The 21,194-nt window shown below is 59.2% G+C and carries 20 protein-coding genes; 13 read left to right on the forward strand and 7 right to left on the reverse strand.

The genetic code is table 11. The features are described 5' to 3' along the window. Window positions 1–25 precede the first annotated feature (25 nt). The gene (locus B2344_RS11385) at window positions 26–970 is read left to right on the forward strand and encodes a YhjD/YihY/BrkB family envelope integrity protein (protein WP_290483659.1); all 945 of its coding nucleotides are present in this window, start codon (window positions 26–28) and stop codon (window positions 968–970) included. Here B2344_RS11385 and B2344_RS11390 read toward each other — a convergent pair. Together B2344_RS11390 and B2344_RS11395 are read right to left on the reverse strand one after the other, a co-directional pair. Then, the gene (locus tag B2344_RS11390) at window positions 949–1,698 is read right to left on the reverse strand and encodes a peptidoglycan recognition protein family protein (RefSeq protein WP_290485249.1); all 750 of its coding nucleotides are present in this window, start codon (window positions 1,696–1,698) and stop codon (window positions 949–951) included. The genes B2344_RS11385 and B2344_RS11390 overlap by 22 nt on opposite strands. Next, complete coding sequence (locus tag B2344_RS11395) at window positions 1,698–2,600, reverse strand: DMT family transporter (protein WP_206991270.1); 903 nt, start codon at window positions 2,598–2,600, stop codon at window positions 1,698–1,700. The genes B2344_RS11390 and B2344_RS11395 overlap by 1 nt, the downstream gene beginning before the upstream one ends. 227 nt (window positions 2,601–2,827) lie before the next feature. On the opposite strand from B2344_RS11395, the gene B2344_RS11400 reads away from it, so the two are divergent. The 6 genes from B2344_RS11400 to B2344_RS11425 all read left to right on the forward strand — a co-directional run bounded on the left by B2344_RS11400 (window position 2,828) and on the right by B2344_RS11425 (window position 9,301). After that, window positions 2,828–3,547 carry a hypothetical protein gene (locus B2344_RS11400; RefSeq protein WP_206991269.1) on the forward strand — a complete coding sequence of 240 codons (720 nt, stop codon included), beginning with the start codon at window positions 2,828–2,830 and terminating at the stop codon, window positions 3,545–3,547. Between the two features lie 62 nt (window positions 3,548–3,609). Beyond that, entirely contained in the window at window positions 3,610–4,170 is a 561-nt protein-coding gene (locus B2344_RS11405) for a class I SAM-dependent methyltransferase (protein WP_290485250.1), read from the forward strand. 9 nt (window positions 4,171–4,179) lie between these two features. Beyond that, window positions 4,180–5,040, forward strand: a complete 861-nt coding sequence (locus B2344_RS11410; protein ID WP_290485251.1) for a heme-dependent oxidative N-demethylase family protein — start codon at window positions 4,180–4,182, stop codon at window positions 5,038–5,040. Beyond that, a complete protein-coding gene (locus B2344_RS11415) occupies window positions 5,041–5,478 on the forward strand; it encodes an EVE domain-containing protein (protein WP_206991266.1) in 438 nt (145 codons plus the stop codon). Window positions 5,479–5,601: 123 nt separating this feature from the next. After that, on the forward strand, window positions 5,602–8,334 hold the full coding sequence (locus B2344_RS11420; protein WP_290483656.1) for a beta-glucosidase family protein: 2,733 nt from the start codon (window positions 5,602–5,604) through the stop codon (window positions 8,332–8,334). A gap of 382 nt (window positions 8,335–8,716) precedes the next feature. Next, window positions 8,717–9,301 carry a TetR/AcrR family transcriptional regulator gene (locus B2344_RS11425; protein ID WP_290483655.1) on the forward strand — a complete coding sequence of 195 codons (585 nt, stop codon included), beginning with the start codon at window positions 8,717–8,719 and terminating at the stop codon, window positions 9,299–9,301. A gap of 16 nt (window positions 9,302–9,317) precedes the next feature. On the opposite strand, the gene B2344_RS11430 is transcribed toward B2344_RS11425, so the two are convergent. Then, the gene (locus B2344_RS11430; protein WP_290485252.1) at window positions 9,318–9,980 is read right to left on the reverse strand and encodes a 2OG-Fe(II) oxygenase; all 663 of its coding nucleotides are present in this window, start codon (window positions 9,978–9,980) and stop codon (window positions 9,318–9,320) included. Window positions 9,981–10,013: 33 nt separating this feature from the next. Next, window positions 10,014–11,195, reverse strand: coding sequence for a glutamine-hydrolyzing carbamoyl-phosphate synthase small subunit (gene carA / locus B2344_RS11435; RefSeq protein ID WP_290485253.1), 1,182 nt, complete (start codon window positions 11,193–11,195; stop codon window positions 10,014–10,016). A gap of 130 nt (window positions 11,196–11,325) precedes the next feature. Between carA and B2344_RS11440 the strand changes: the two genes are divergently transcribed. From B2344_RS11440 to B2344_RS11460, 5 genes are all read left to right on the forward strand, one after another. Further along, window positions 11,326–11,838, forward strand: a complete 513-nt coding sequence (locus B2344_RS11440) for a GatB/YqeY domain-containing protein (RefSeq protein WP_290483651.1) — start codon at window positions 11,326–11,328, stop codon at window positions 11,836–11,838. Window positions 11,839–11,932: 94 nt separating this feature from the next. Further along, window positions 11,933–12,700: a PRC-barrel domain-containing protein gene (locus B2344_RS11445; RefSeq protein WP_206991262.1), complete on the forward strand. Its 768-nt coding sequence runs from the start codon at window positions 11,933–11,935 to the stop codon at window positions 12,698–12,700. A gap of 122 nt (window positions 12,701–12,822) precedes the next feature. Beyond that, window positions 12,823–14,730, forward strand: a complete 1,908-nt coding sequence (gene dnaG / locus B2344_RS11450) for a DNA primase (protein WP_084332938.1) — start codon at window positions 12,823–12,825, stop codon at window positions 14,728–14,730. A gap of 410 nt (window positions 14,731–15,140) precedes the next feature. Next, window positions 15,141–17,096: an RNA polymerase sigma factor RpoD gene (gene rpoD, locus B2344_RS11455; protein ID WP_206991261.1), complete on the forward strand. Its 1,956-nt coding sequence runs from the start codon at window positions 15,141–15,143 to the stop codon at window positions 17,094–17,096. Between the two features lie 12 nt (window positions 17,097–17,108). After that, window positions 17,109–17,750, forward strand: a complete 642-nt coding sequence (locus B2344_RS11460; RefSeq protein WP_290485254.1) for a hypothetical protein — start codon at window positions 17,109–17,111, stop codon at window positions 17,748–17,750. Window positions 17,751–17,812: 62 nt separating this feature from the next. On the opposite strand, the gene B2344_RS11465 is transcribed toward B2344_RS11460, so the two are convergent. Next, window positions 17,813–19,096, reverse strand: coding sequence for an O-acetylhomoserine aminocarboxypropyltransferase/cysteine synthase family protein (locus tag B2344_RS11465; RefSeq protein WP_290485255.1), 1,284 nt, complete (start codon window positions 19,094–19,096; stop codon window positions 17,813–17,815). Window positions 19,097–19,146: 50 nt separating this feature from the next. After that, the gene (locus B2344_RS11470) at window positions 19,147–19,989 is read right to left on the reverse strand and encodes a KPN_02809 family neutral zinc metallopeptidase (protein ID WP_290483647.1); all 843 of its coding nucleotides are present in this window, start codon (window positions 19,987–19,989) and stop codon (window positions 19,147–19,149) included. A 122-nt stretch (window positions 19,990–20,111) separates the two neighbouring features. On the opposite strand from B2344_RS11470, the gene B2344_RS11475 reads away from it, so the two are divergent. Beyond that, window positions 20,112–20,531, forward strand: a complete 420-nt coding sequence (locus B2344_RS11475; protein WP_206991258.1) for a secondary thiamine-phosphate synthase enzyme YjbQ — start codon at window positions 20,112–20,114, stop codon at window positions 20,529–20,531. On the opposite strand, the gene B2344_RS11480 is transcribed toward B2344_RS11475, so the two are convergent. Then, on the reverse strand, window positions 20,523–21,134 hold the full coding sequence (locus B2344_RS11480) for an NAD(P)H-dependent oxidoreductase (RefSeq protein WP_206991257.1): 612 nt from the start codon (window positions 21,132–21,134) through the stop codon (window positions 20,523–20,525). The genes B2344_RS11475 and B2344_RS11480 overlap by 9 nt on opposite strands. Between the last annotated feature and the right edge of the window lie 60 nt (window positions 21,135–21,194).

The raw sequence follows: 21,194 nt of genomic DNA on the forward strand, positions 1-21,194 counted from the left end.
GGAAGGTCTCACCAATGGAGGCTGTATGCTGAAGTGGATCAAGAAGCTGCCTGTGCCCCAGCCGGTCCGCCACTGGGTGATCTCGCCGCTCTGGTGCGCCATTGTCCGCCTGTCGAAGCCGGAAGTGCGGATCGTGACCGGTGGGATCAGCTTCTATGCCTTGTTCTCCATCTTTCCGATTGTCTATCTGACCCTGACCTTGCTGTTTGCGCTGCTACCGGCAGATCTCAGCCGCCAACTGGGCGATACGGTCGATCAGGTGTTGGTCTCAGCCGTGGCCCCGCTCAGCAAGGCCGACCTTGATGTGATCCATGAGTCCACGCCGCAGGGCGTAACCTTTCGCGCGCTATTGGCGGTGATTGTGGTGTTTTACACCGCAAGCTCAGGCGCGAAGGCTGCGATTACCGGCATCCGCATGGTGGCAGGCAGTGAACGGCGCACACGGATTATCCGCTTCCAGGGCGTATCGATCCTGATGACGGCGCTGCTTATCCTGTCGGTCTGGATCCTGGGCGCGCTGCAACTGATCCTGTCGCTGATCACCGAGCGGGAAGGCTATATTGCGTTCGAACTGGCGCAGACCGTATCGGACATTGCCTCCACCCTGTGGCTGGGGAAGGGGATCGCCTGTTTTGCGGTGTTCTATCTGATTATTGCCCTGTCCCTGCACGGGCGGGTGAAGGGGCACCGGGCCAAGGCAATGGGGGCTGCGGCTGGCGCACTGGCCTGGCTGGTCGCGACCTGGGGCTATCACCTCTACCTCAAATTCAGTGCGCTCGACACATTCTATGGTGCGCTGGCTTCGGTGATCCTTGGCTTCATCTGGTTGTCAGTGTCGGTTTCGGCGCTTCTGTTTGGCGCAGCGCTGGCGGTCGAATGGGCCGCACGTATGCAGCGGGAAGAGGTGATTGCGGAAGATGAGGATGAAGAGATCGAAGCGGTTGAGTCTCAGGCCGTAAACAGCGCGTGAATGACGCCAATGCGGCGCAGCGTATTGAGGTCGGCTTGCCCGGTGACATGCTCTGGCAGCCAGCGGCGCTGGAAGGCGGTGATCACCTTCTCGCAGGTCTCGCCATAGATGTCGGTCACGTCGAAGCCATAGCCGATTTCTGACAGCATGGTCTGGAGACGCCAGACGCTGGAGCCGGAGGTGCCGCGTTCGAGCCCTTTGCCGATGGTCTCTTTCGTCGTGCCGTCGAATTCCGGCCACAGGCTGATGCCGGCGCGGGCGAGCCGTTCCCACGGGAAATGCTCTCCGGGGTCCTGCTTGCGCAGGGGCGCGATGTCGGAATGACCGAGGATGCGCGTGGCTGGAATATCGTGGCGACCGAGAATGTCGTGGACGAGATCCAGCAGGGCATGGATTTGCGGGCGCGGATAGGGTGGCAGGCCGCCATCGGGCAAGGGGAAGTCATGCCCGCCATTGACGATCTCGATGCCGATGGAACGGGAGTTGAGATCCTGCTGCCCCTGCCAGCTGGCGACGCCTGCATGCCAGGCGCGCTTGTCCTCATCGACCAGCTGGGTGATGCGGCCATCCTCCCAGACCATGTAATGGGCAGAGACTTCGGCGGCCGGGTCGCACATGCGCTCCAGGGCCTCTTCGCCGGTCGCCATTCCGGTATAGTGCAGGACCAGCATGTCGAGCTTGTGCTTGCGCATGTTGAAGTTCGGACTCGGCGTTTGCGTGATGTCCATCAGCTGCCTCCGGATCCCATTTTCTTGACGATGGCCGCATCCGGCAGGGTCTTGTTCTGGCGCACGGCGATGACAAACACGCCAGACAGCGAGATGACGGAACCGAGTATCAGGCGTGCCGTGATGGGTTCGTTCAGCAGGACGATGCCGAACACGACGCCCCAGACGGGCGTCATCAGGGTGAGCGGCGAGAGCAGCGAGATGTCATATTTCTTGATCAGCGTATAAAAACCGCCATGGCCAAAAATGGACACGCCGACCACGGCGAACAGCCAGGCCACGGCCAGCTGCCATCCGCCGCGTGACAAGGCCTCCAACTGGCCTGTCTCGATCATGCTGGACGTGATCAGGAGCGGGGCGAAGCTGAACAGGCCGACCCAAGCCTGCAGGCGCAATGCCTTGATCGGGGCCATACGCTTCATCAGGATGCCGCCCACCGAGCCGACAAAGGCAGCGATGGTGATGTAGACCAGTCCGATGGAGATGGTGAAACTGGCCGGGTCGAATGCGATCAGCACAACGCCGGCAAAGGACAGCATGATGCCGAGGCCGCGCCGCCAGCCGATGGTTTCGCCGAGAAATGCCATGCTCATCAATGTCGAGAAGGGCGCGCCCAATTGGCCGGTGATCGAGGCCGCGGACGCTTCGGCATTCTGCAATCCCATGAAGAGGAGAGAGAAGTGTACCGCGCCAATGAACATGGCGATCAGGAACAGCATTTTCAGGTCTTCGGGCTTTGGCCGCAGGAATGCGAGCAGCAGCAGGGCGACTCCGGCAAAGCGGATGCCCGCGAAGAAAATCGGCGGCACACCGATATCGGCCACAACCCATCGCGTGACGACGATGTTGAGGCCCCAGACAAGGCACACGGCGAACAGGAGAATGAAATCGCGAAAGGACATGCTTTGGCGGTTAGCAGGATTTATCCGGGCTGGGCAGGGGGCTTTGGACTTTCTCTTGCTGGCCGGGCAGCTGTAGAGCAGATTGGTATATTCAGCTTGCAGTCAGGTGAGGCTTGCGAGGGAACTGACGGCTGCGGGATGCGCTAAACAATCGTTAAGAAGATGTTATAGTCATTGGCAGGTGGAAGGCGGGGCCAATCCGGACCTGTTATCAGGAGGTGTGGTGTATGGGACTGATCTGGTGGATTTTGCCAGCAATTGCGGCCGTGATCGGTCTGATGTTGCTGTTTGCAGGTTTTGGAAAACTGGCACGCCTGAAAGCAGGTTCTGGTGCCGTTCGCCTGACCTTTGGCGCCGGAATGCTTGCTTTGGCGGGGGTCGTGGCCTTTGCCGGGCTCAACCTGCAGACCTACAAGCGCCTGACAAAGGAACGCTACGCCGCCAATATCAAGTTTGAAGCGGTCGAAGGCGAAGCTAATGCCTACACACTGGATCTGACATTTTCCGATGGTCGCAAACTGGTTGAGGCCAATGGGGCCCAGCCAGTGCTGCGCGGCAACGAATTCGAGATCGGTGCGCAGGTCATCAAGTTCAAGCCGATGGCCAATATGCTGGGATATGACTCGATATACCGGCTCGACTTCATCGAAGGCCGCATGTCGCGCCGCTTCACACCGGATTCAGTGACCGAGGCGACAACCAATGGGATCGCCCTGGCAACCAATCCGGGGCTGGATGTGCATCGCCTGGCCGAGGAGCAGGGCGGGCGGTTCGGCATTGACGCGCAGTACGGCTCGGCCACTTACCAGCCCATGGGCGACCGGTTTGAGTATGTTGTGAACATCTCTCAGGACGCGCTCATTGCGCGCCCATCCGAGGCGACCAAGACGCTGATCCAGAAACAGCGCTTCCCGGGCTATTCCTCCACTGAGGAGCCGGGTCAGTGAACCCGTGGGATCGCTACGTTGTCCCGCACATTGTAGCGTGTGCCTGCAGCACCAAGCCGATCATGAAACAGCGCGAGAAAGTCGTGCCGAAGGCCACCGGCCAGGTGCTGGAAATCGGTGCAGGATCCGGTACGAATTTCGCGCTCTATGATGGCAACAAGGTCGACCATCTCTATGCGCTGGAGCCTTCCGAATTGATGGTCAACAAGGCTCGCCGCGAAGCGGGACGCCTCGGCATTGGCCACCATATCGATTTTCTTCAGACCGGAGCAGAATCCATTCCGCTGGAAGATGATTCCATCGACACGGTCGTCATAACCTTCGTCCTGTGCACAATTCCGGACTGGGAGGCGTCGCTGAAGGAAGTGCGACGTGTTCTGAAACCCGGCGGCAAGATCCTGTTCTCCGAACATGGCCTTGCGCCCGATGAAGGCGTGTCGAAGTGGCAGCGACGGATCGAACCTGTGTGGAAGCCGCTTGCGGGCGGTTGCCACCTGACGCGCGATACCGAGGCCATGTTTGCCTCGGCCGGGTTCCGGCTGGAAGGCGCTGAGACGATGTATCTGCCATCAACGCCCAAAGTGGCTGGCTTCGTCAGCTGGGGCACAGCGGTTCCGGTCTGACACCAAGGCATGCGTGCACCACCCTATCTGCCTTTTCTGGACGGGCCACCCAGCATTGCGCCGGGACTGAAGCCGATTGCCCCCGAAGCCTGGTTGTGGCCGGACACCGAGGCCGCGGTGTGGCTTGCCCCCAAACGTGAATTGATGCGAACGCGCCGATCAGACGTCTTTGCAGCCCATAACGCAGACGCCGAAATGACAGAGGCTGCGACGACTGTACTGGCAGCAACCGGTCCGGCAGTTGGCGACTGGTCCACTCCGCTGGAAGCGGCTTCCGCAATGGTTTCGGATGATCTCTGCATCATGGTGCGTGACGCTGAGGGGCTATGGAGACTGAAGGCCGCGAGCCTCTGCACGCCAACCTATTGGAGCCTCGCCGAGAAGTTTGGCAAGCCGCTTAGCGGACTTCACGCGCCGGTGCCGGGTGGTGACCCAGGCCTTGCGGCGCGTATCTCTCGCATCTTTGATGGGCTCAGGCCGGGCCTCGTGCTGGAACGGTGCAATTGGTCGGTCCAGCCAGGGGATGAGCGGTTCACGCCCAGCTCTGCGCCCCTGAAAGCACGCGCGCAGGCAATGCAAGAGGCAGACGCGCTGGACCAGCTGCACCTGCGCGTGGAACGCCAGACGATCCGGAAATTGCCCGAGACGGGCGCGTTGCTTTTTACCATCCGTATCGTGATTGATCCGCTGCGCGCAGCGATCTCGATGTCGCACCATGCAGAGGCTTTTGCATCGGCCTGGCAGAGTGTTGATCCGGCCATGGCACACTATAAAGGCTGGGCAATCTATGATCGTCTGGTTCGGGCTGCACTGGACGCCAGCCTGAATCCGGTTACTTCCAAACGCAGCAGAAAAGACGAGGCAGGATAAATGAAATACTGGCTGTTCAAATCCGAACCCGACGCGTGGAGCTGGGACGAGCAAAAGGCCAAGGGCGATGAGGGCGAGGAATGGTCCGGCATCCGCAATTATCAGGCCCGCAATTTCATGCGCGACATGAAGATTGGCGACCGGGCCTTCTTCTATCACTCCAACAAGGGACTGGAAGTCGTGGGCGTGGTGGAAGTTTCTGCCGAGAGTGCACCCGATTCCACGACAGATGATGAGCGTTGGGACTGTGTGTATCTGCGCGCGCTGGCCGACATGCCCAAGCCCGTGAAGCTGAAAGACGTGAAGGCCAATCCGAAGCTGGAAGACATGAGTCTGGTCACGTCATTTCGCCTGTCGGTTCAGCCTGTGAAACCGAATGAATGGAAGGAAGTCTGCCGGATGGGCGGGCTCGATCCGAAGACTTTGAAGCCGGTCTGACCACAGGTAAAAAAGCCAAAAAAAGCGTCTGGCGTAAAAAATGTTAGCGTGCAACAATACGCCCCAATAAGGGGGTGTATGCGCATGGTCGCCGCCCCTGAGAAACGTCACAGGGAGACCGGCATGGCTATGCAGCGGCATAAAATTCTGAATAAATTCAATCTTCTGGGGGCTACGGCATCCATCGCACTGTTGACCGGGTGCGCGAGTCTGGACGCACGGGAAACGCCTGCTGAGCTGGTGGAGACCACGGCCGAGACGGCGCCGGTAATCTTGCCCTATATGGACGCGTCCCTGAGCCCGGAAGCCCGCGCCAGGGATCTCGTCAGCCGCATGACGCTGGAAGAGAAAGCCGCCCAAATGTATGACAAGGCTGCCGGCATTCCGCGCCTTGGTCTGCACGAATACAATTGGTGGAACGAGGCCCTGCACGGGGTCGCGCGCGCAGGGCACGCAACCGTCTTCCCGCAGGCAATTGGCCTGGCCTCGACCTGGGACGAAGACCTGATGCTTGAGATCGCCACGACGATTTCCGACGAGGGCCGCGCCAAGCATCACTATTATGCCTCTGAAGATGTCTACGCCATGTATGGCGGGCTGACCTTCTGGTCGCCGAACATCAACATCTTCCGCGACCCGCGCTGGGGCAGGGGTCAGGAAACCTATGGCGAAGACCCGTTCCTGACGGGCCGCATGGCTGTGAATTTCGTCAACGGCATCCAGGGCGATGACGATAAATACCTGAAAGCCATTGCGACAGTGAAACATTACGCCGTCCATTCCGGCCCTGAGCCGTCGCGCCACCGCGATGACTATCATGCCTCCGATGCCGACCTCTGGGAAACCTATCTGCCGGCCTTCAAGATGGCGTTCGACGAGACAGATGTCGGCTCGGTCATGTGCGCCTATAACGCCGTCTGGGGTGCGCCAGCCTGTGGCAGCGAACGGCTGATGGTGGATTTGCTACGCGATGAATTGAAGTTCGACGGCTATGTGGTTTCCGACTGCGGCGCGATTGGCGACTTCTATTATGACGAAGCGAAACATGAGGCAGGCGAAGCGCCCTATGCGGCGCATGACTATGTTGATACGCGCGCCGAAGCAGCAGCCCTGTCGGTGAAGATGGGAACCGACCTCAATTGCGGGGATGGCGAAGGCAACAAGATGGATGCCTTGCCAGACGCCGTGGCACAGGGCCTGATCGATGAGGCCACCATCGACCAGTCGGTTGAGCGGCTCTACACTGCACTGTTCCGTCTTGGCATGTACGATGATCCGGCATTGGTGCCGTGGGCCGATACGCCGCTCGATATCGTGGCGAGTGACGAACACATTGCCCTGTCTGAGCAGGCAGCGCGCCAGTCCCTTGTCCTGTTGAAGAATGACGGCATCTTGCCGCTGGCGCCCGAGACCAAGGTTGCCGTGATCGGTCCGAATGCCGACAATTGGTGGACGCTGGTGGCAAACTATTATGGCCGCCCAACCCAGCCCGTTACGGCGCTGGAAGGCGTGAAGGAAAAGATCGGTGCCGAGAACGTCACCTATGCAGTCGGCTCGACCATCGCGGGCGACAATTACTCCAACTACAAGCCTGTGCCTGCTTCCGCTCTGTTCCATGAGGATGCCGACGGCAATCTCGTGCCGGGCGTGAAGGCTGCCTACTATCCCAACAAGACGCTCGAAGGCGAGCCGACGCTGGAACAGGTCGAAGAGAAGATCGACTTCTACTGGGACCGCACCCCCAGCACAGGCGGTTTGAATGACGAATTCAGCGCGACGTGGGACGGCGTGATCGTACCCGAAGCTGATGGCGTCTATCGTTTCCAGCCTTCGCGCTGGAGTGAGGTCGAGATCAATGGGGAAGCAGTCGGTGAGATGGACGGCGTCGAAATGCAGGCAGGTGAAGCCTATTCGGTCCGTATGGTGCTGAAATTCGACAGTGGCTGGCCGCGCGACCAGCTGGACAAATACGCCTATCTCAACTGGACAGATGTTTCCCGTGACCTGAAAGCCGAAGCCATGGCGGCGGCAGAAGATGCAGACGTGATCCTGTTCTTCGGCGGCATTGATGCCAATCTCGAAGGCGAGGAAATGGGCGTCGAGCTCGATGGCTTCCTCGGCGGTGACCGCACGCATATCAAGCTGCCGGAAAGCCAGGAGACTTTGCTGAAAGCGCTGCACGCCACGGGCAAGCCTGTCGTGATGGTGAACTTCTCCGGCTCGGCGATGGGGCTGAATTGGGAGAACGAGAATTTGCCGGCCATCGTGCAGGCCTTCTATCCGGGGGAGCAGGCGGGCAAGGCCATTGCAGACCTGCTCTGGGGCGAATTCAGCCCGTCGGGCCGGCTGCCGGTGACCTTCTACAAGTCAGTCGATGATCTGCCGGACTTTGGCGACTATTCGATGGCGAACCGGACGTATAAATATTACGAGGGCGAGCCGCTCTATCCATTCGGCCACGGCCTCTCTTATACCAGCTTCGACTATAGCGGCCTGTCGGTGCCGGAGACGCATGACGCTTCAGAGCCTCTGCCGGTCAGCGTGACTGTGACAAATACGGGCGACATGCCCGGCCGGGAAGTGGTGCAGGCCTATATCCAGCATCAAGACCGGGCGCACGCCGCCATTCCCCAGGTCGAGCTGGTGGCGTTCGAGGTCGTGGAACTTGCCCCTGGAGAAAGCCAAACTGTCAGCCTTACGCTATCGGCAGAGCGCATTGGCTACTACGCGATCGATGGGAAGTTCGTCACACCGCAGGGCACCGAAGCCATCCTCAGTTTGGGCAGTGGTCAGCCCGGCTTTGTTAAGGATAGTGCCATCGAAACCAGTTCTGTTCGCTTTGAGCGGAACGAGTAGTTCTACCTCACAAGTTGATGGATAGTTGAGACGGGCCTGCCTCCAAGCAGGCCCGTCGCCTTTTACATGACAGGTGGACGCCAGTCCTTGCAAACGACTTGCAAAACCCTTTCGATCCTGTAGTGTTTATTACAGATTGTGCGGGGGGATGATTGCCGGAAGTGACGACCTGTGCCGACAAGTGGAAAGACGGTTACGGCGTCAGGCAGTCTGCCCGTTTCCGTAACCGTCCCGCGTCCCACTTTGGCAATGCAGTATCGGAATGCCACCCAGCCTGGTGTCTAGTTGGTGGTACCTTATCGGGAACGAACCGTTCTCGAGCCTCCACATTGGTAATTTTACATACCACTGGTATGTTAGATCGACAACCGAAAAGCTAAACATGTCCAACCGTCGATCCAAAAAGGCCAGTGAGACACGCTCAGCCATTCTGAGCGCGGCGCGGCAACGTTTTACCGATGAAGGATTTGAAGCGAGTCTCTCAAGTATTGTGGAAGATGCGGGGATCACCAAGGGTGCCCTGTTCCATCATTTCGAGAACAAGCAGGCGCTCTATTATGAGGTCTGGCGAACCTTGCAACAGGAAATGAACCAGGACACGCAGGCGGCCGCCGCGGAGGGCCGGTCTCCGGGCGATCCATATTCGGCAATGCTCGCTGGCGCGCGCCGGTATCTGGAGTGGGCCGCGCGGCCCGACTATCAGAGGATTGTGCTGATCGATGGTCGTGCGGCACTGGGACGGGACTGGTATGAGGCTGACTTTGACCTCAGCCAGAAAAGTGTGCGGGTTGGCGTCCAATACCTTGTCCAACAGGGGGCTATAGCGACCGAAAATGCGGCATCTTCTGCAATCATCCTGCAGGGGGCGTTGAATGGGGCGGGCGTCGCGCTCAGCCGGCAAGTGCCGGGTGTAACAGTCGAGTCGATCTACAACACGATTGAACACCTATTGCGGAAATTGTCCTGATTCAGTTGGCCGTCGCTCAGTCCAGCGGGATCGCGAGCCCATTTATCGTGGGATTTACGCGCCACCACCCTGCAATGCCATAGCGCAGACGCGCTGTTGGCTCGACGGCATGCGGGATTGTCTCCGACAGCATGAACACCACCCCGCCGCCTTCTGGGACAATGCAGGCAACGGGAGAGGCTTCATCTCTCGCCCCTTCAGGCCAGACCAGCAGCGCGCCACCATCGTCTACGCTCCAAGCCTCGTTCAGGTAGACCACAATCGACACGATCCGATTTTTCGCGCCTTCGAAACTATCGAGATGGCGATCATAGAAGCCCCCTTCCGGATAGACGGCGTAGCAGGCTTCGAACTCGAACAGGCCAAGCAGAAGGGTGCGGTTGAGAAACTCCCGCCAGTGTTCAGCCCATTCGGCAAAGGTCAATTGGGCGGCGCTGGAGCCATCAAGCCATGTGATGCGTGTCTTGCGGATGGAGCGGTCGACCTGAAAGTCATCATCGCGCCCGATTCCGGCCGGGGCCAGTGTGGCGTCTGCGTCCAGTCTCTGAATCTCTGCGCGCATGGCGGCCAGCAAGGTATCTGGCAGCAAGCCCGGCTGCCATGACCAGCCCTGGCTTGCGAGGTCTGCGGCGACGCAGCCGAGACGGTTGTCACCCGGTAGGGGAAGGGGAGCGTCCATGCTGGGCCGGAATGTCGGTCGCGGTGGCCGGTATCAGGACTTGTGCGCGGCCATCAGGTCCGCAAAGCGCTGGAACAGGTAGAAGCTGTCCTGGGGGCCGGGACTGGCTTCCGGATGATGCTGTACGGAAATGATCGGGCGGTTTTTCACGGCGAGGCCAGAATTGGTGCCATCAAAGAGTGAGCGATGGCTCTCCTCGACCCCCTCAGGCAGCGTGGACGGGTCTACTGTGAAGCCATGATTCATCGACACAATCTCGACCTTGCCGGTGACCAGGTCTTTTACCGGGTGGTTTGCGCCATGGTGACCCTGAGCCATCTTCATGGTCTTGGCGCCAAGTGCGAGGGCGAGCAGTTGATGGCCAAGGCAAATGCCGAGAATTGGCAGGCCCTTGTTGATGACTGCGCGGATCATGTCGCCGGAACGGGCAATCGTCGCGGCGGGGTCGCCGGGACCGTTGGAAAAGACCACACCATCGGGATTAAGGGCGAAAATCTCGTCCGCGGTGGCATCGCCATTCACGACACTGGTGCGGATGCCAGTCTGGGCCAGATTGCGCAGGATGTTCTTCTTTACGCCGAAATCAACAACGACGACATGGTGTTTGGCGTCGGCCATGTCGCTATAGCCGCCGGAAACCTGCCACAGGCGCTGAGCATTCTCGAAAGGCGCATCTGTATCTACATCTGCGGCAAGGTCAGCAGTTTCCAGGCCGTTCCAGGCGCGGGCAGCCTCAATGAGCGCATCAAGGTCGATATTACCGTCCTGCTTGTGGCAAATTGCAGCTTTCTGCATGCCTTGCTCGCGCACGATGCGCGTGATGGCGCGGGTGTCGACGCCTGACAGGGCAACAATATTGCGGCGGGTCAGCCAGTCGCCGAATTCCTCGCCAGACCGCCAGTTGGACGCCGCTGTGATCGGCTCGCGGAAAATCGTGCCGCAGGCCCCATTCGCGCCGGGAAGCGAGGATTCCTCGTGATCATCAGCATTTGCGCCGACATTGCCCACATGCGGGAAGGTGAAGAGCACGATCTGCGATGAGTAGGAGGGGTCTGTCAGGATCTCCTGATAGCCTGTGATGGCTGTGTTGAAACAGAGCTCACCGACGTGTACGCCCTCGGCACCTGCACCTTTTCCCAAGAAAATAGTGCCGTCAGACAAGGCGATAGCTCCCGTGGCGGTTGAGCTGGCTTGCTTTTTGCTTTGTTCGGACATATTTGGCTGGCCTTCCGGGATCGTTGTCAGACGGTTAACTCTCTCCGCCGACATTTTTCCGGGTAATGGGACTGAGTCCCTGCAACGTCAAGCATAGACGAACGTTGCTGGTGTGAAAGGCGTATTTTGAATGGGCCACGAAGATAAATCTGACATGATGACGCTTAAAGCGCGCGTTGCGCAGGCATTGCATGCCGAGCGCGAAAAGGACGGTGGCTGTACCACCCGCCTGTCGACGCTGCGCCTGATTGATGCGGCCATTCGTGACCGTGATGTGTGCGCCCGTGGGCGTGGCGACAGCGAAGGCTGTCCGGATGCCGACGTGCGTAACGTGCTCGAAATCATGATCGCCCAGCGCGAAACAGCAGCCGACGAGCATGATGATGCCGGCCGTATCGAAGATGCCATTCGTGAGCGCGAAGAAATCGAGATTATCCGCAAATTCCTGCCTGAGCCGCTCTGTACGAAGGCGCTTGAAGAGGCTGTTGAAGAAGTGGTTGAAGACCTCGGCGCCAGCAAACTGAAGGATATCGGTCGATGCATGTCGGCCCTGAAACAGCGCTATCCCGGAAAGATCGAATCCGGCACCGCCGGCAAGGTCATGCGCAAGGCGCTGACATCGAACAAGGCGTCGGCAAAATAGCCGATGGCCCAGCTGGTTAATTCTGCGAAAGGTTGGAACAAAGGCCGCTAGAGGTCCGTTGGTTGTGCATTGATCACAACGAAAGGACTTTGAAATGAAACGGCTTTTTCTGACTACGAGTGCGGCTGCCCTGATGATGGGTGTTGTGGCCTGTTCGGGCGCTGATACCCACACACAGACCGCTGAGACCGATACAACGGCGATGACCGAGACCGCGACCTATGATGGCGAGTTCGACACCGAAAATGATGTTTACGGCGATGCGACGACCGAGACCAATATGGCCGAGGCTGACCGCGACGACTATGTACTGACATCTGGCGAATTCCTCACATCTGAGCTGATCGGCGAAGAAGTCATGGACTCCAATGGCGAGGAAGTTGGCGAAGTTGAAGATGTCATGCTGGCGTCGGGTACGATGGAACCAATGCTGATCATTCGTGATGGTTTTGCCGGTGATCTGCACGCCGTGTCATTCGAGCAAGCCTCAATCTGGTTCGACGAGGAAGGTGAACCTGCTGCGCGTATGGATCTGACCGAGGAAATGCTGGATGACCTCCAGGAGTTCGAGCAGAATGGCATGAACGACTATCGTCTTGCGTCAGAGCTGACTGGCACGAACATCAATCTGGCTTTCAATGACAAGGATGTGCGCGTCACAGACCTGATCATGAAGACAGACGGCCAGGCCAAGTATGCTGTTGTGTCTGATGGCATCGTCGAAGCTGTGACGGACAAACGCTTCCTGATCGATCCATCGAAAATCATGGTTGCCCAAGGCGACAGCGATGGCGAGATCGTCATCGACCTGAGCGAACAGGAATTCAACAGTGCTTTGGGTTTCACGGCTGACATCGACTAAGCCATTTCCTTTGGCATCAAGATCAGGCCCCGCTCGCGCGGGGCCTTTTTTGTGCAATTCCGGTTCCTCAGCAGGCAGGGGAGCGTTCCCCCAATTCCCCATTGAGGCTACACTGCGCCGCTATGAGTTCCCCTGTCCGCATTCCTGATGGCTTCGTCGATGAACTGAAGGCCCGTATCCGGCCTTCGGATGTGATCGGCCGCAAGGTGAAGCTGACCAAGAAGGGCAAGGAATGGGTCGGGCTGTCGCCGTTCACGGCCGAGAAGACACCGAGCTTCTACGTCAACGACCAGAAGCGCATCTTCAAATGCTTTTCGTCCGGCATGGGTGGTGATGTCATCAGTTTCGTAATGGAGACCGAGCGGCTCTCCTTCATGGAAGCGGTTGAGAAGCTGGCCGAAGAGGCCGGCATGGAATTGCCGAAGTCCGATCCGCGTGCCGCCGAAGCCTATGACCATCGCAAACGGTTGCAGGAAGTCTGTGAAGCAGCCGCGTCGTATTTCGAAGAACGACTGCAATCGTCCGAAGGCGCCGCGGCGCGCGAATACCTTGAGGGCAGGGGATTGAAGCCCGCGGCCTGGAAGCGCCACAGGCTGGGCTATGCGCCGGATGATTGGCGCAAGACGAGCGCGCACCTGAAGGCCGAAGGGTTCACCGCCGCCGAGATTCTGGAAGCAGGCCTGACCAAGGAAAGCGACAAGGGGGGAGAGCCCTATGATGCGTTCCGGGGCCGACTCATGTTTCCGATTCCTGACAGCCGGGGCGGAATCATCGCCTTTGGCGGTCGCGGGCTGACGCCGGACGCGAAGCCGAAATACCTCAATTCCGGCGACACGCCGCTATTTCACAAATCTCGCGTGCTCTACCGCTACAAGGCGGCCCGTGAAGCACTGGGGCATGGCGAAGGCGGCGGCCTGATTGTCTGCGAAGGCTATATGGACGCCATCGCACTGACCGAAGCCGGTTTCGGACAGGCGGTTGCCCCTCTTGGCACGGCGCTGACCGAGGAGCAGATCAGCCTGCTCTGGCGCGCTGGCCCGGAGCCGGTATTGTGTTTCGATGGTGACCGGGCTGGTCTTGGCGCCGCCTATCGCGCCGTTGACCGCGCGCTGCCGCATGTCGAGCCAGGCCGGTCCTTGTTCTTCGTGCTGTTGCCAGACGGTATGGATCCGGATGACCTGATCCGCGAGCGTGGACCGATGGCGATGGGCGAAGCACTGGACGGGCGAATCGCCCTGTCGGAACTGCTCTGGCTGCGCGAGCGCGATGCCGAACCGCTGGATACGCCGGAACGTCAGGCCGGATTGGAGGCGCGGCTGATGCAGGCTGCAGCCCAGATCAAGCATCCCGGCGTCAAGGCGGCCTATGAGCGTGACTTGCGCGCGCGCATGAAGGATCATTTCTGGCAGATCCGTCAGGCCAAACGGCAGAGTTCCTTTACCAAGGGCAAGCCCGGAGGACGGGGGCAGGGCGGCGCGTCCCCCTATGGAGGAAGCCCATCAACAGGTCCGCAAACCGGCGGCAAACAGAGCCCCGGTGTGCTGTTGCTGATGCAGGCCATTGCCAGTCCTGCAATCTTGTCCGGGATGGAAGAGACGCTGATCGCGGCGGATTTCCGCAATGTAATGTCCAACCGGTTGCGCGACCTGCTCGTTGATTTCCTGATCGAAAACAGGGAGCTGACTTTCGACGCCGTATTGGAATTGCTGGCGCGGGAGGGGCATGAGCGGGAAGTCTCCCAGATCGACATGACGCAGGTGTCGCGGATCAATGTTGACGATCCGGCCTACCGGTCCTGGAAAGCTGCGATCGAGGTGTTCATCCCGGTCGATACCGCCCCATCTGCGGATGACGAAGTGAGGCGTCTCAAATTGAAACGTCGACTGGTGGCCGAGAAGCGCAAGGCCTATGAGGAGCGTGTTCTGGTCGATCAGCAGGAAAAGGCGATGGGCAAGGCGAATATCGGCGATTTCTGGAAACAGTTCGAAGAGAAGAACCCCTGGTTCAAGCCAGATGGCTCCAGCAATTAGGCATCGCGGCTTCAAACGCAGGAAAACCTATTGACCGCAACGCAATCCATGCCCATTTACTGTAAGCAGGGAACATGCGCGCTGACAAACTGCTCAAACACTATCCTCATCTGCCTCTGAACGCGGTTTTTGAACCCGAGGCAAAGGACTGGCCAACGGCCATCGAGCAATTTCTGGAAGACGGACGTTCACACGAGCCTGCTCTTGACCGTGGCATGGATGCTGCGTGCAAGGGATCGACCCTGCCGTCATGTATATGGCACAGGCGTCTTCAGCTCGTTGAGAACCGAACGGTCCTGCGGGACCGCATGTACGAGGCAGCAGGAACAGTCAGCGAAAGCTAACAGGCAGGTATTATTTTGGGAGAGTTCTCGGCAAGCGCAGTCGGGGTCCTCACAGGAGAGATTTGAATGGCAACAGCCACCAAGAAAAAGAACGTCTCCGGCGATGGCGACCGTGATGACGACAAGGACAATGAAAACGGCCTGGTCGATTTCAATGCGACCGACGTCAAGAAAGTCCTGAAGCGCGCTCAGAAGCGCGGCTTCATCACGCATGACGAAATCAACGCTCTGCTTCCCAATGACGAAATGACCTCCGACCAGATCGAGGACGTGATGTCCCAGATCTCCGAGCAGGGCATTGCAGTGGTCGAGAGCGAAGAAGAAGCCGAAGCCGAAGGCAAGGCGCTCACCAAGATTGAAGACAAGAAAGTCGTTGCCAAGAAGGGCAATGCGCGCGGTTCTGACCGCACCGATGATCCGGTCCGCATGTACCTGCGCGAAATGGGCGCTGTTGAGCTGCTGTCGCGTGAAGGTGAGATCGCGATTGCCAAGCGCATCGAGGCTGGACGTGATGCGATGATCCGCGGCCTGTGCGAAAGCCCGCTGACCTTCGAAGCCATGATGGTCTGGCGCGACGAGCTTGTGAACGAGCGCATCCTGCTGCGTGACCTGATCGACCTTGAGGCCACCTATGGCGCGGAAAACCCGCCGCCTGAGCCAAAGCCCAAGGAAGAAGAAGACGAAGCGGACGAGGCGAAAGCCGAAGGCGAAGAATCCTCAGACGATGATGACGACGAGGACGAGGATGATGCTGCGGCAATGTCCATGTCCGCCATGGAAGCCGAACTGCGCGATGGCGTTCTGGCCAAACTGGACGAGATCGCCGACGATTTTGCGAAATACCGCAAGCTGCAGGACAAGCTCGTCAACCGCCGCCTCGAAGGCAAGGACCTGACGCCGAAGGCTCAGGAAGAGTATGACTCGCTGTCAAACTCGATCGTCGAAAACCTGAAGACGATCCACATCAACAATGCCCGGATCGAAGCGCTGGTCGAACAGCTCTATGCCATCAACAAGAAGCTGATGGGCATGGAAGGCAAGCTGATGCGCATGGGCGATGCCTATGGCGTGCCGCGCAAGGAATTCCTCGAGAACTATTTCGGCCGCGAGCTGGAGCCGGACTGGATCGAGGCTGTTAAAGGCCAGTCGGCCAAGTGGAAGCGCTTTGCCGAAGGCAAGGAAGCCGAGATCACCGAGTCCCGCGACAACATTTCTGAAATCGCGCAGGAAATCGGTATTCCGATCGATGATTTCCGCCGCATCGTGCAGACGGTGCAGAAGGGCGAACGCGAAGCGCGCATCGCCAAGAAGGAAATGGTCGAGGCCAACCTGCGCCTCGTGATCTCCATCGCGAAGAAATACACCAACCGTGGCCTGCAATTCCTGGATCTGATCCAGGAAGGCAATATCGGCCTGATGAAGGCGGTCGATAAATTCGAATACCGTCGCGGTTACAAATTCTCGACCTATGCAACCTGGTGGATCCGTCAGGCGATTACCCGGTCCATCGCGGACCAGGCCCGCACGATCCGTATTCCGGTGCACATGATCGAGACGATCAACAAGATCATCCGTACACAGCGCCAGATGTTGCACGAGATTGGCCGCGAGCCGACCCCGGAAGAGCTGGCTGAGAAGCTGGGCTTGCCGCTGGAGAAAATCCGCAAGGTTCTGAAGATCGCGAAAGAGCCTATCTCGCTGGAAACGCCGATTGGCGACGACGAGGATTCAAACCTCGGCGACTTCATCGAGGACAAGATGGCGCTTCTGCCCGTCGACGCCGCGATCCAGTCGAATCTGCGCGAAACGACGACGCGCGTGCTCGCCTCGCTCACGCCGCGTGAGGAACGCGTGCTGCGCATGCGCTTCGGCATCGGTATGAACACGGATCACACACTGGAAGAAGTCGGCCAGCAATTCTCGGTGACCCGTGAACGCATCCGCCAGATCGAAGCCAAGGCGCTCCGCAAACTGAAGCATCCAAGCCGCAGCCGCAAACTGCGCAGCTTCCTGGATACCTAGCCTCCCGTGCGAGTGGCCCAACCAGAGGGAACTCGCGGAAGCCTGAAGTGGCTGCAAAGAGCAATTGAACAGGACGGAGCGATGCTTCGTCCTGTTTCACTTTCAGGGGACATTCGTTGGGTATCGCCACTACGTGTAGATGATTTCGCTGAGTACAGAGATGCTGCTTTTCTGGATGTCATAGGGCAGGGGCATCTCAAGACGGCGTTGGCGGATTTCTGGCCAAGAGGCGGTCCTCAATGGGACGCACTAGGACTCATGGGTGACAAGCCAATCTTGGTGGAAGCCAAGGCACATATTGACGAATTTTTCTCGCCCGCGTCGCAAGCTTCAGAGCGTTCGTTGACGAAGATTCGTGCCGCTCTCGACAGCGTTTCCGCCAGACTTGGGGCGCGTGAGGGATCCGATTGGACGAAAGTTTTCTTTCAGTATACAAATCGTATAGCGCATTTGGACTTTTTGAGGGCTCACAACGTTGATGCTCATCTTCTCTTCGTCAGCTTTATCAATGACGAAGACATGAATGGACCGAACTCATCGCTCGAATGGTCAGGAGTGTTCCGATCAGTTGACTACGCACTGGGCCTGCCGAAACGACACCCATTGCGCCCCTATATTCATCATGTGTTTCCGGACGTTAATGCCTTGATGTAACTCGTCCGCTTAAAAAAGGCGCCCCAAATGGGACGCCTTTTCTTTTGGTGCATAGGCGTGTCTTAAGCCTTCAGCGCCTGATCCAGATCCGCGATCAAATCGTCGGCGTCTTCGATGCCGATGGAGAGGCGGACCGTGTTGGGCGCGGCGCCAGCGGCGATCTGCTGTTCTTCGGTTAATTGGCGGTGCGTGGTCGAGGCCGGGTGGATGACCAGGCTGCGCGCGTCGCCGAGGTTTGCGACATGGCTGAACAGGTTCAGGCCGCCGACAAATTTCGTGCAGGCTTCATAGCCGCCCTTCAATTGGACCGTGAACAGCGCGCCAGCCCCTTTCGGGCAGATTTTCGGGATGCGATCCTTGTAGGGCGAGGAGTCGAGCCCGGCATAGGTGACACCAGCAACCGCATCATGACCTTCCAGCCACGCGGCAATCTTCTTGGCGTTTGCAATGTGTTTCTCCATCCGCATGGAGAGCGTCTCGATGCCCATCAGCGTATAATGCGCCGCCTGCGGGTTGAGCGTCATACCGAGGTCGCGCAGGCCGATGGCAATGCCGTGGAAGGTGAACGCGGCGGGGCCGAATGTCTCGTGGAAATTCAGGCCGTGATAGGCCGGTTCTGGCTGCGACAGGGACGGGAATTTGTCAGAGGCTGACCAGTCGAATTTTCCGGAATCGACAATCGCGCCGCCGGTCACCGTGCCATTGCCGGTCATGTATTTCGTCAGCGAATGAACAACCAGCGTCGCGCCATGTTCGATCGGGCGGCAGAGATAGGGCGTGGCTGTCGTATTGTCGACAATCAAGGGGATGCCGGCTCCGTCGGCGATTTCGGTGATCGCGTCGAGGTCCGTGATATAGCCGCCCGGGTTGGCGATGGTCTCGCAGAAGATGGCGCGCGTGTCGTCGTCAATCGCGGCCTTCACGGCGTCGAGATCGTCAAAGTCCACGAAGGTGGCCGACCAGCCGAAGCGTTTGAAGGTCTGGCTGAACTGGGTGATCGTGCCGCCATAGAGGCGCGTGGAGGCGACGATGTTGCGGCCGGGGGCCATCAACGGGAACAGCGCCATGATCTGGGCCGCATGACCGGACGAACAGCAGACAGTGCCCGCGCCGCCTTCCAGCGCGGTGATCCGGTCGCCAAGGGCGGCCACGGTGGGATTGGTCAGGCGGGAATAGATATAGCCGACTTCCTGCAGGCCGAAGAGCGCGGCGGCATGGTCTGCGTCGCGGAAGACATAGGCCGTTGTCTGGTAAATCGGCACCTGACGCGCGCCAGTGGCGGGGTCCGGGTTTGTGCCCGCATGAATCTGCAGGGTGTCGAACCCCATTGGCTTGCCGTCGGTCATGTCGGCTCTCCCTCTTTGAGTGGTGTTGCTTCCCCCGTTCGGGCAGGGGCTCAGTTGAACGTATCACACTGGCGGGGGTCGCCGCTCTCATAACCCTGGGTCAGCCACTCCATGCGTTGTTCGGCCGAGCCATGCGTGAAGCCTTCGGGCGAGACGCGACCGGTCGAGCGCTTTTGCAGCATGTCGTCGCCGATGGCATTGGCGGTCTTCAGTCCCTCTGCCATGTCACCGCGTTCGAGTGCGACCTGACCATTGGAGGCCTCTGCAGCGCGGGCGGCCCATACGCCGGCATAGCAATCGGCCTGCAGTTCGAGCGCGACCGAATACTTGTTGGCTTCGGCCTGATTACGAGCCTGTTGCTGTGCCTTGCGGACCTGTTGTGAGGCGCCGGTCAGCGTCTGCACATGATGGCCGAACTCGTGTGCGATGACGTAAGCGCGGGCGAAATCTGCGCCGGACGCGCCCAGCTGGGTTTCCATCTGCTGCCAGAAGGAGAGGTCGAGATAGATGGTCTGGTCGGCCGGGCAATAAAAAGGCCCCATCGCGGCCTGGCCATAGCCGCAGCCCGTGCCCGTGCCTTGCGTGTAGATGACGGTATTCGGCTTCTTATAGCCGTCGAGCAGCTCGGCCCAGACATCGTTGACGTTCGTCCCGACAACATCGACGAACTGGCCGGCCTCATCCTCTGGGGTGCCGACTTCGCCGGATTGCTGTTGCTGGCCGGATGACATGCCGCTGCCGGCCTCAAGCAGGGGCTGGGGGTCAATGCCCAGGAAATAGGACACGACCAGCGCGATCAGGACAAAGCCGATGCCGCCGCCCGCAAGCTTGCCGCCGCTCATGCCGCGCCTGTCCTCGACGTTTCCGCCTCTGCGTCCACCTTTCCAGCGCATGTCCCACTCCGTGCAATTGGTTAATCCAGGTAAATATTTGGATACAGGGCGCAGCGTGAGCCGTCACCCCGCAAAGTCATCTGCCGATTGCCCGGCGCAAGATGGACAGGTATTCGGAAGCGATGCAGACCCAACTCACGATTTCGACGCGCGGTTCCGGCCTTTATGAGTTCACCCGCGATGCGGCAGCCTTCGTGGCCGGAGAGGGCGATGGCCTGCTGACCCTGTTCTGCCAGCACACCTCCTGTTCGCTGCTGGTGCAGGAGAATGCCGATCCGGACGTGCAGCGGGATTTGCAGGCCTTCTTCCGGCGCCTTGTGCCGCCCGCCAATGACCCTTCCATGGACTATCTGGTGCATCGCACCGAGGGGCCGGACGACATGCCCGCCCACATCAAGGCCGTCCTCACGCAGACCTCGCTCTCTATTCCGGTGTCGGGCGGGCGCATGGCGCTTGGCACATGGCAGGGCATATATTTGTTCGAGCATCGCGACGCCCCGCATACCCGGCGCGTGGTTGCTTATTTCCTCACATCAGGCTGAGGATTGCTGGGCGGGCAAGCCAAACGCGCTTCGCAAATGCGCATCGAAGCGTTCGAAGTCTGCCGCGATTGTCGGCGCCTTGGAAACATCATATGCCGCAAAGCTCGGCAGGGCCTGCATACCGAAAAATCGGAAATTCAAATGCACCGGCCAGAGCAGGTCTTCGACGGAGCGACCTTCAAAGAAATTCTGGTTCGGATCGCCAAATGCCATTCGCGGCGCATTGAGTGTGAGCGACAGCATGTATTGCGTTTCGGTCAGGTGACCGCCGCTGCCATATTGGCGGGACGGGTCCTTGCGGCTGCGCCCGTCTCCCTTTGACAGGCGGCCATCCATACCGGCGGTGTATACCTCATCGAGATAACGCTTCAGAGGCCAGGGCAAGCCCATGGAGTTCAGGGGGAACTGAAAAAGTATCTGACCGGCCCAGAGTTGATTGGCGACCTCTTCTTCCGTGTCCCATCCATCTGCAACATGAGTGGTGCGAATGTTCCAATCGGCCGCCTCGAATATACGCCGAGCGCGTTCGACAAAGGCAGAGTTCAGTGTACCGGGAGAGGTTGGAAAGGGCTGGTGACCATTGACGATGAGGACATTTGTCATCCTCTCCTTCTGGCCGGGCCACTAAAGGACCGCAACTGCATGGGGCCATAAGTGCTGCTA

Origin of the sequence: Hyphomonas sp. UBA3195 (assembly GCF_002366485.1) — a bacterium.
Classification (GTDB): Bacteria; Pseudomonadota; Alphaproteobacteria; order Caulobacterales; family Hyphomonadaceae; genus Hyphomonas.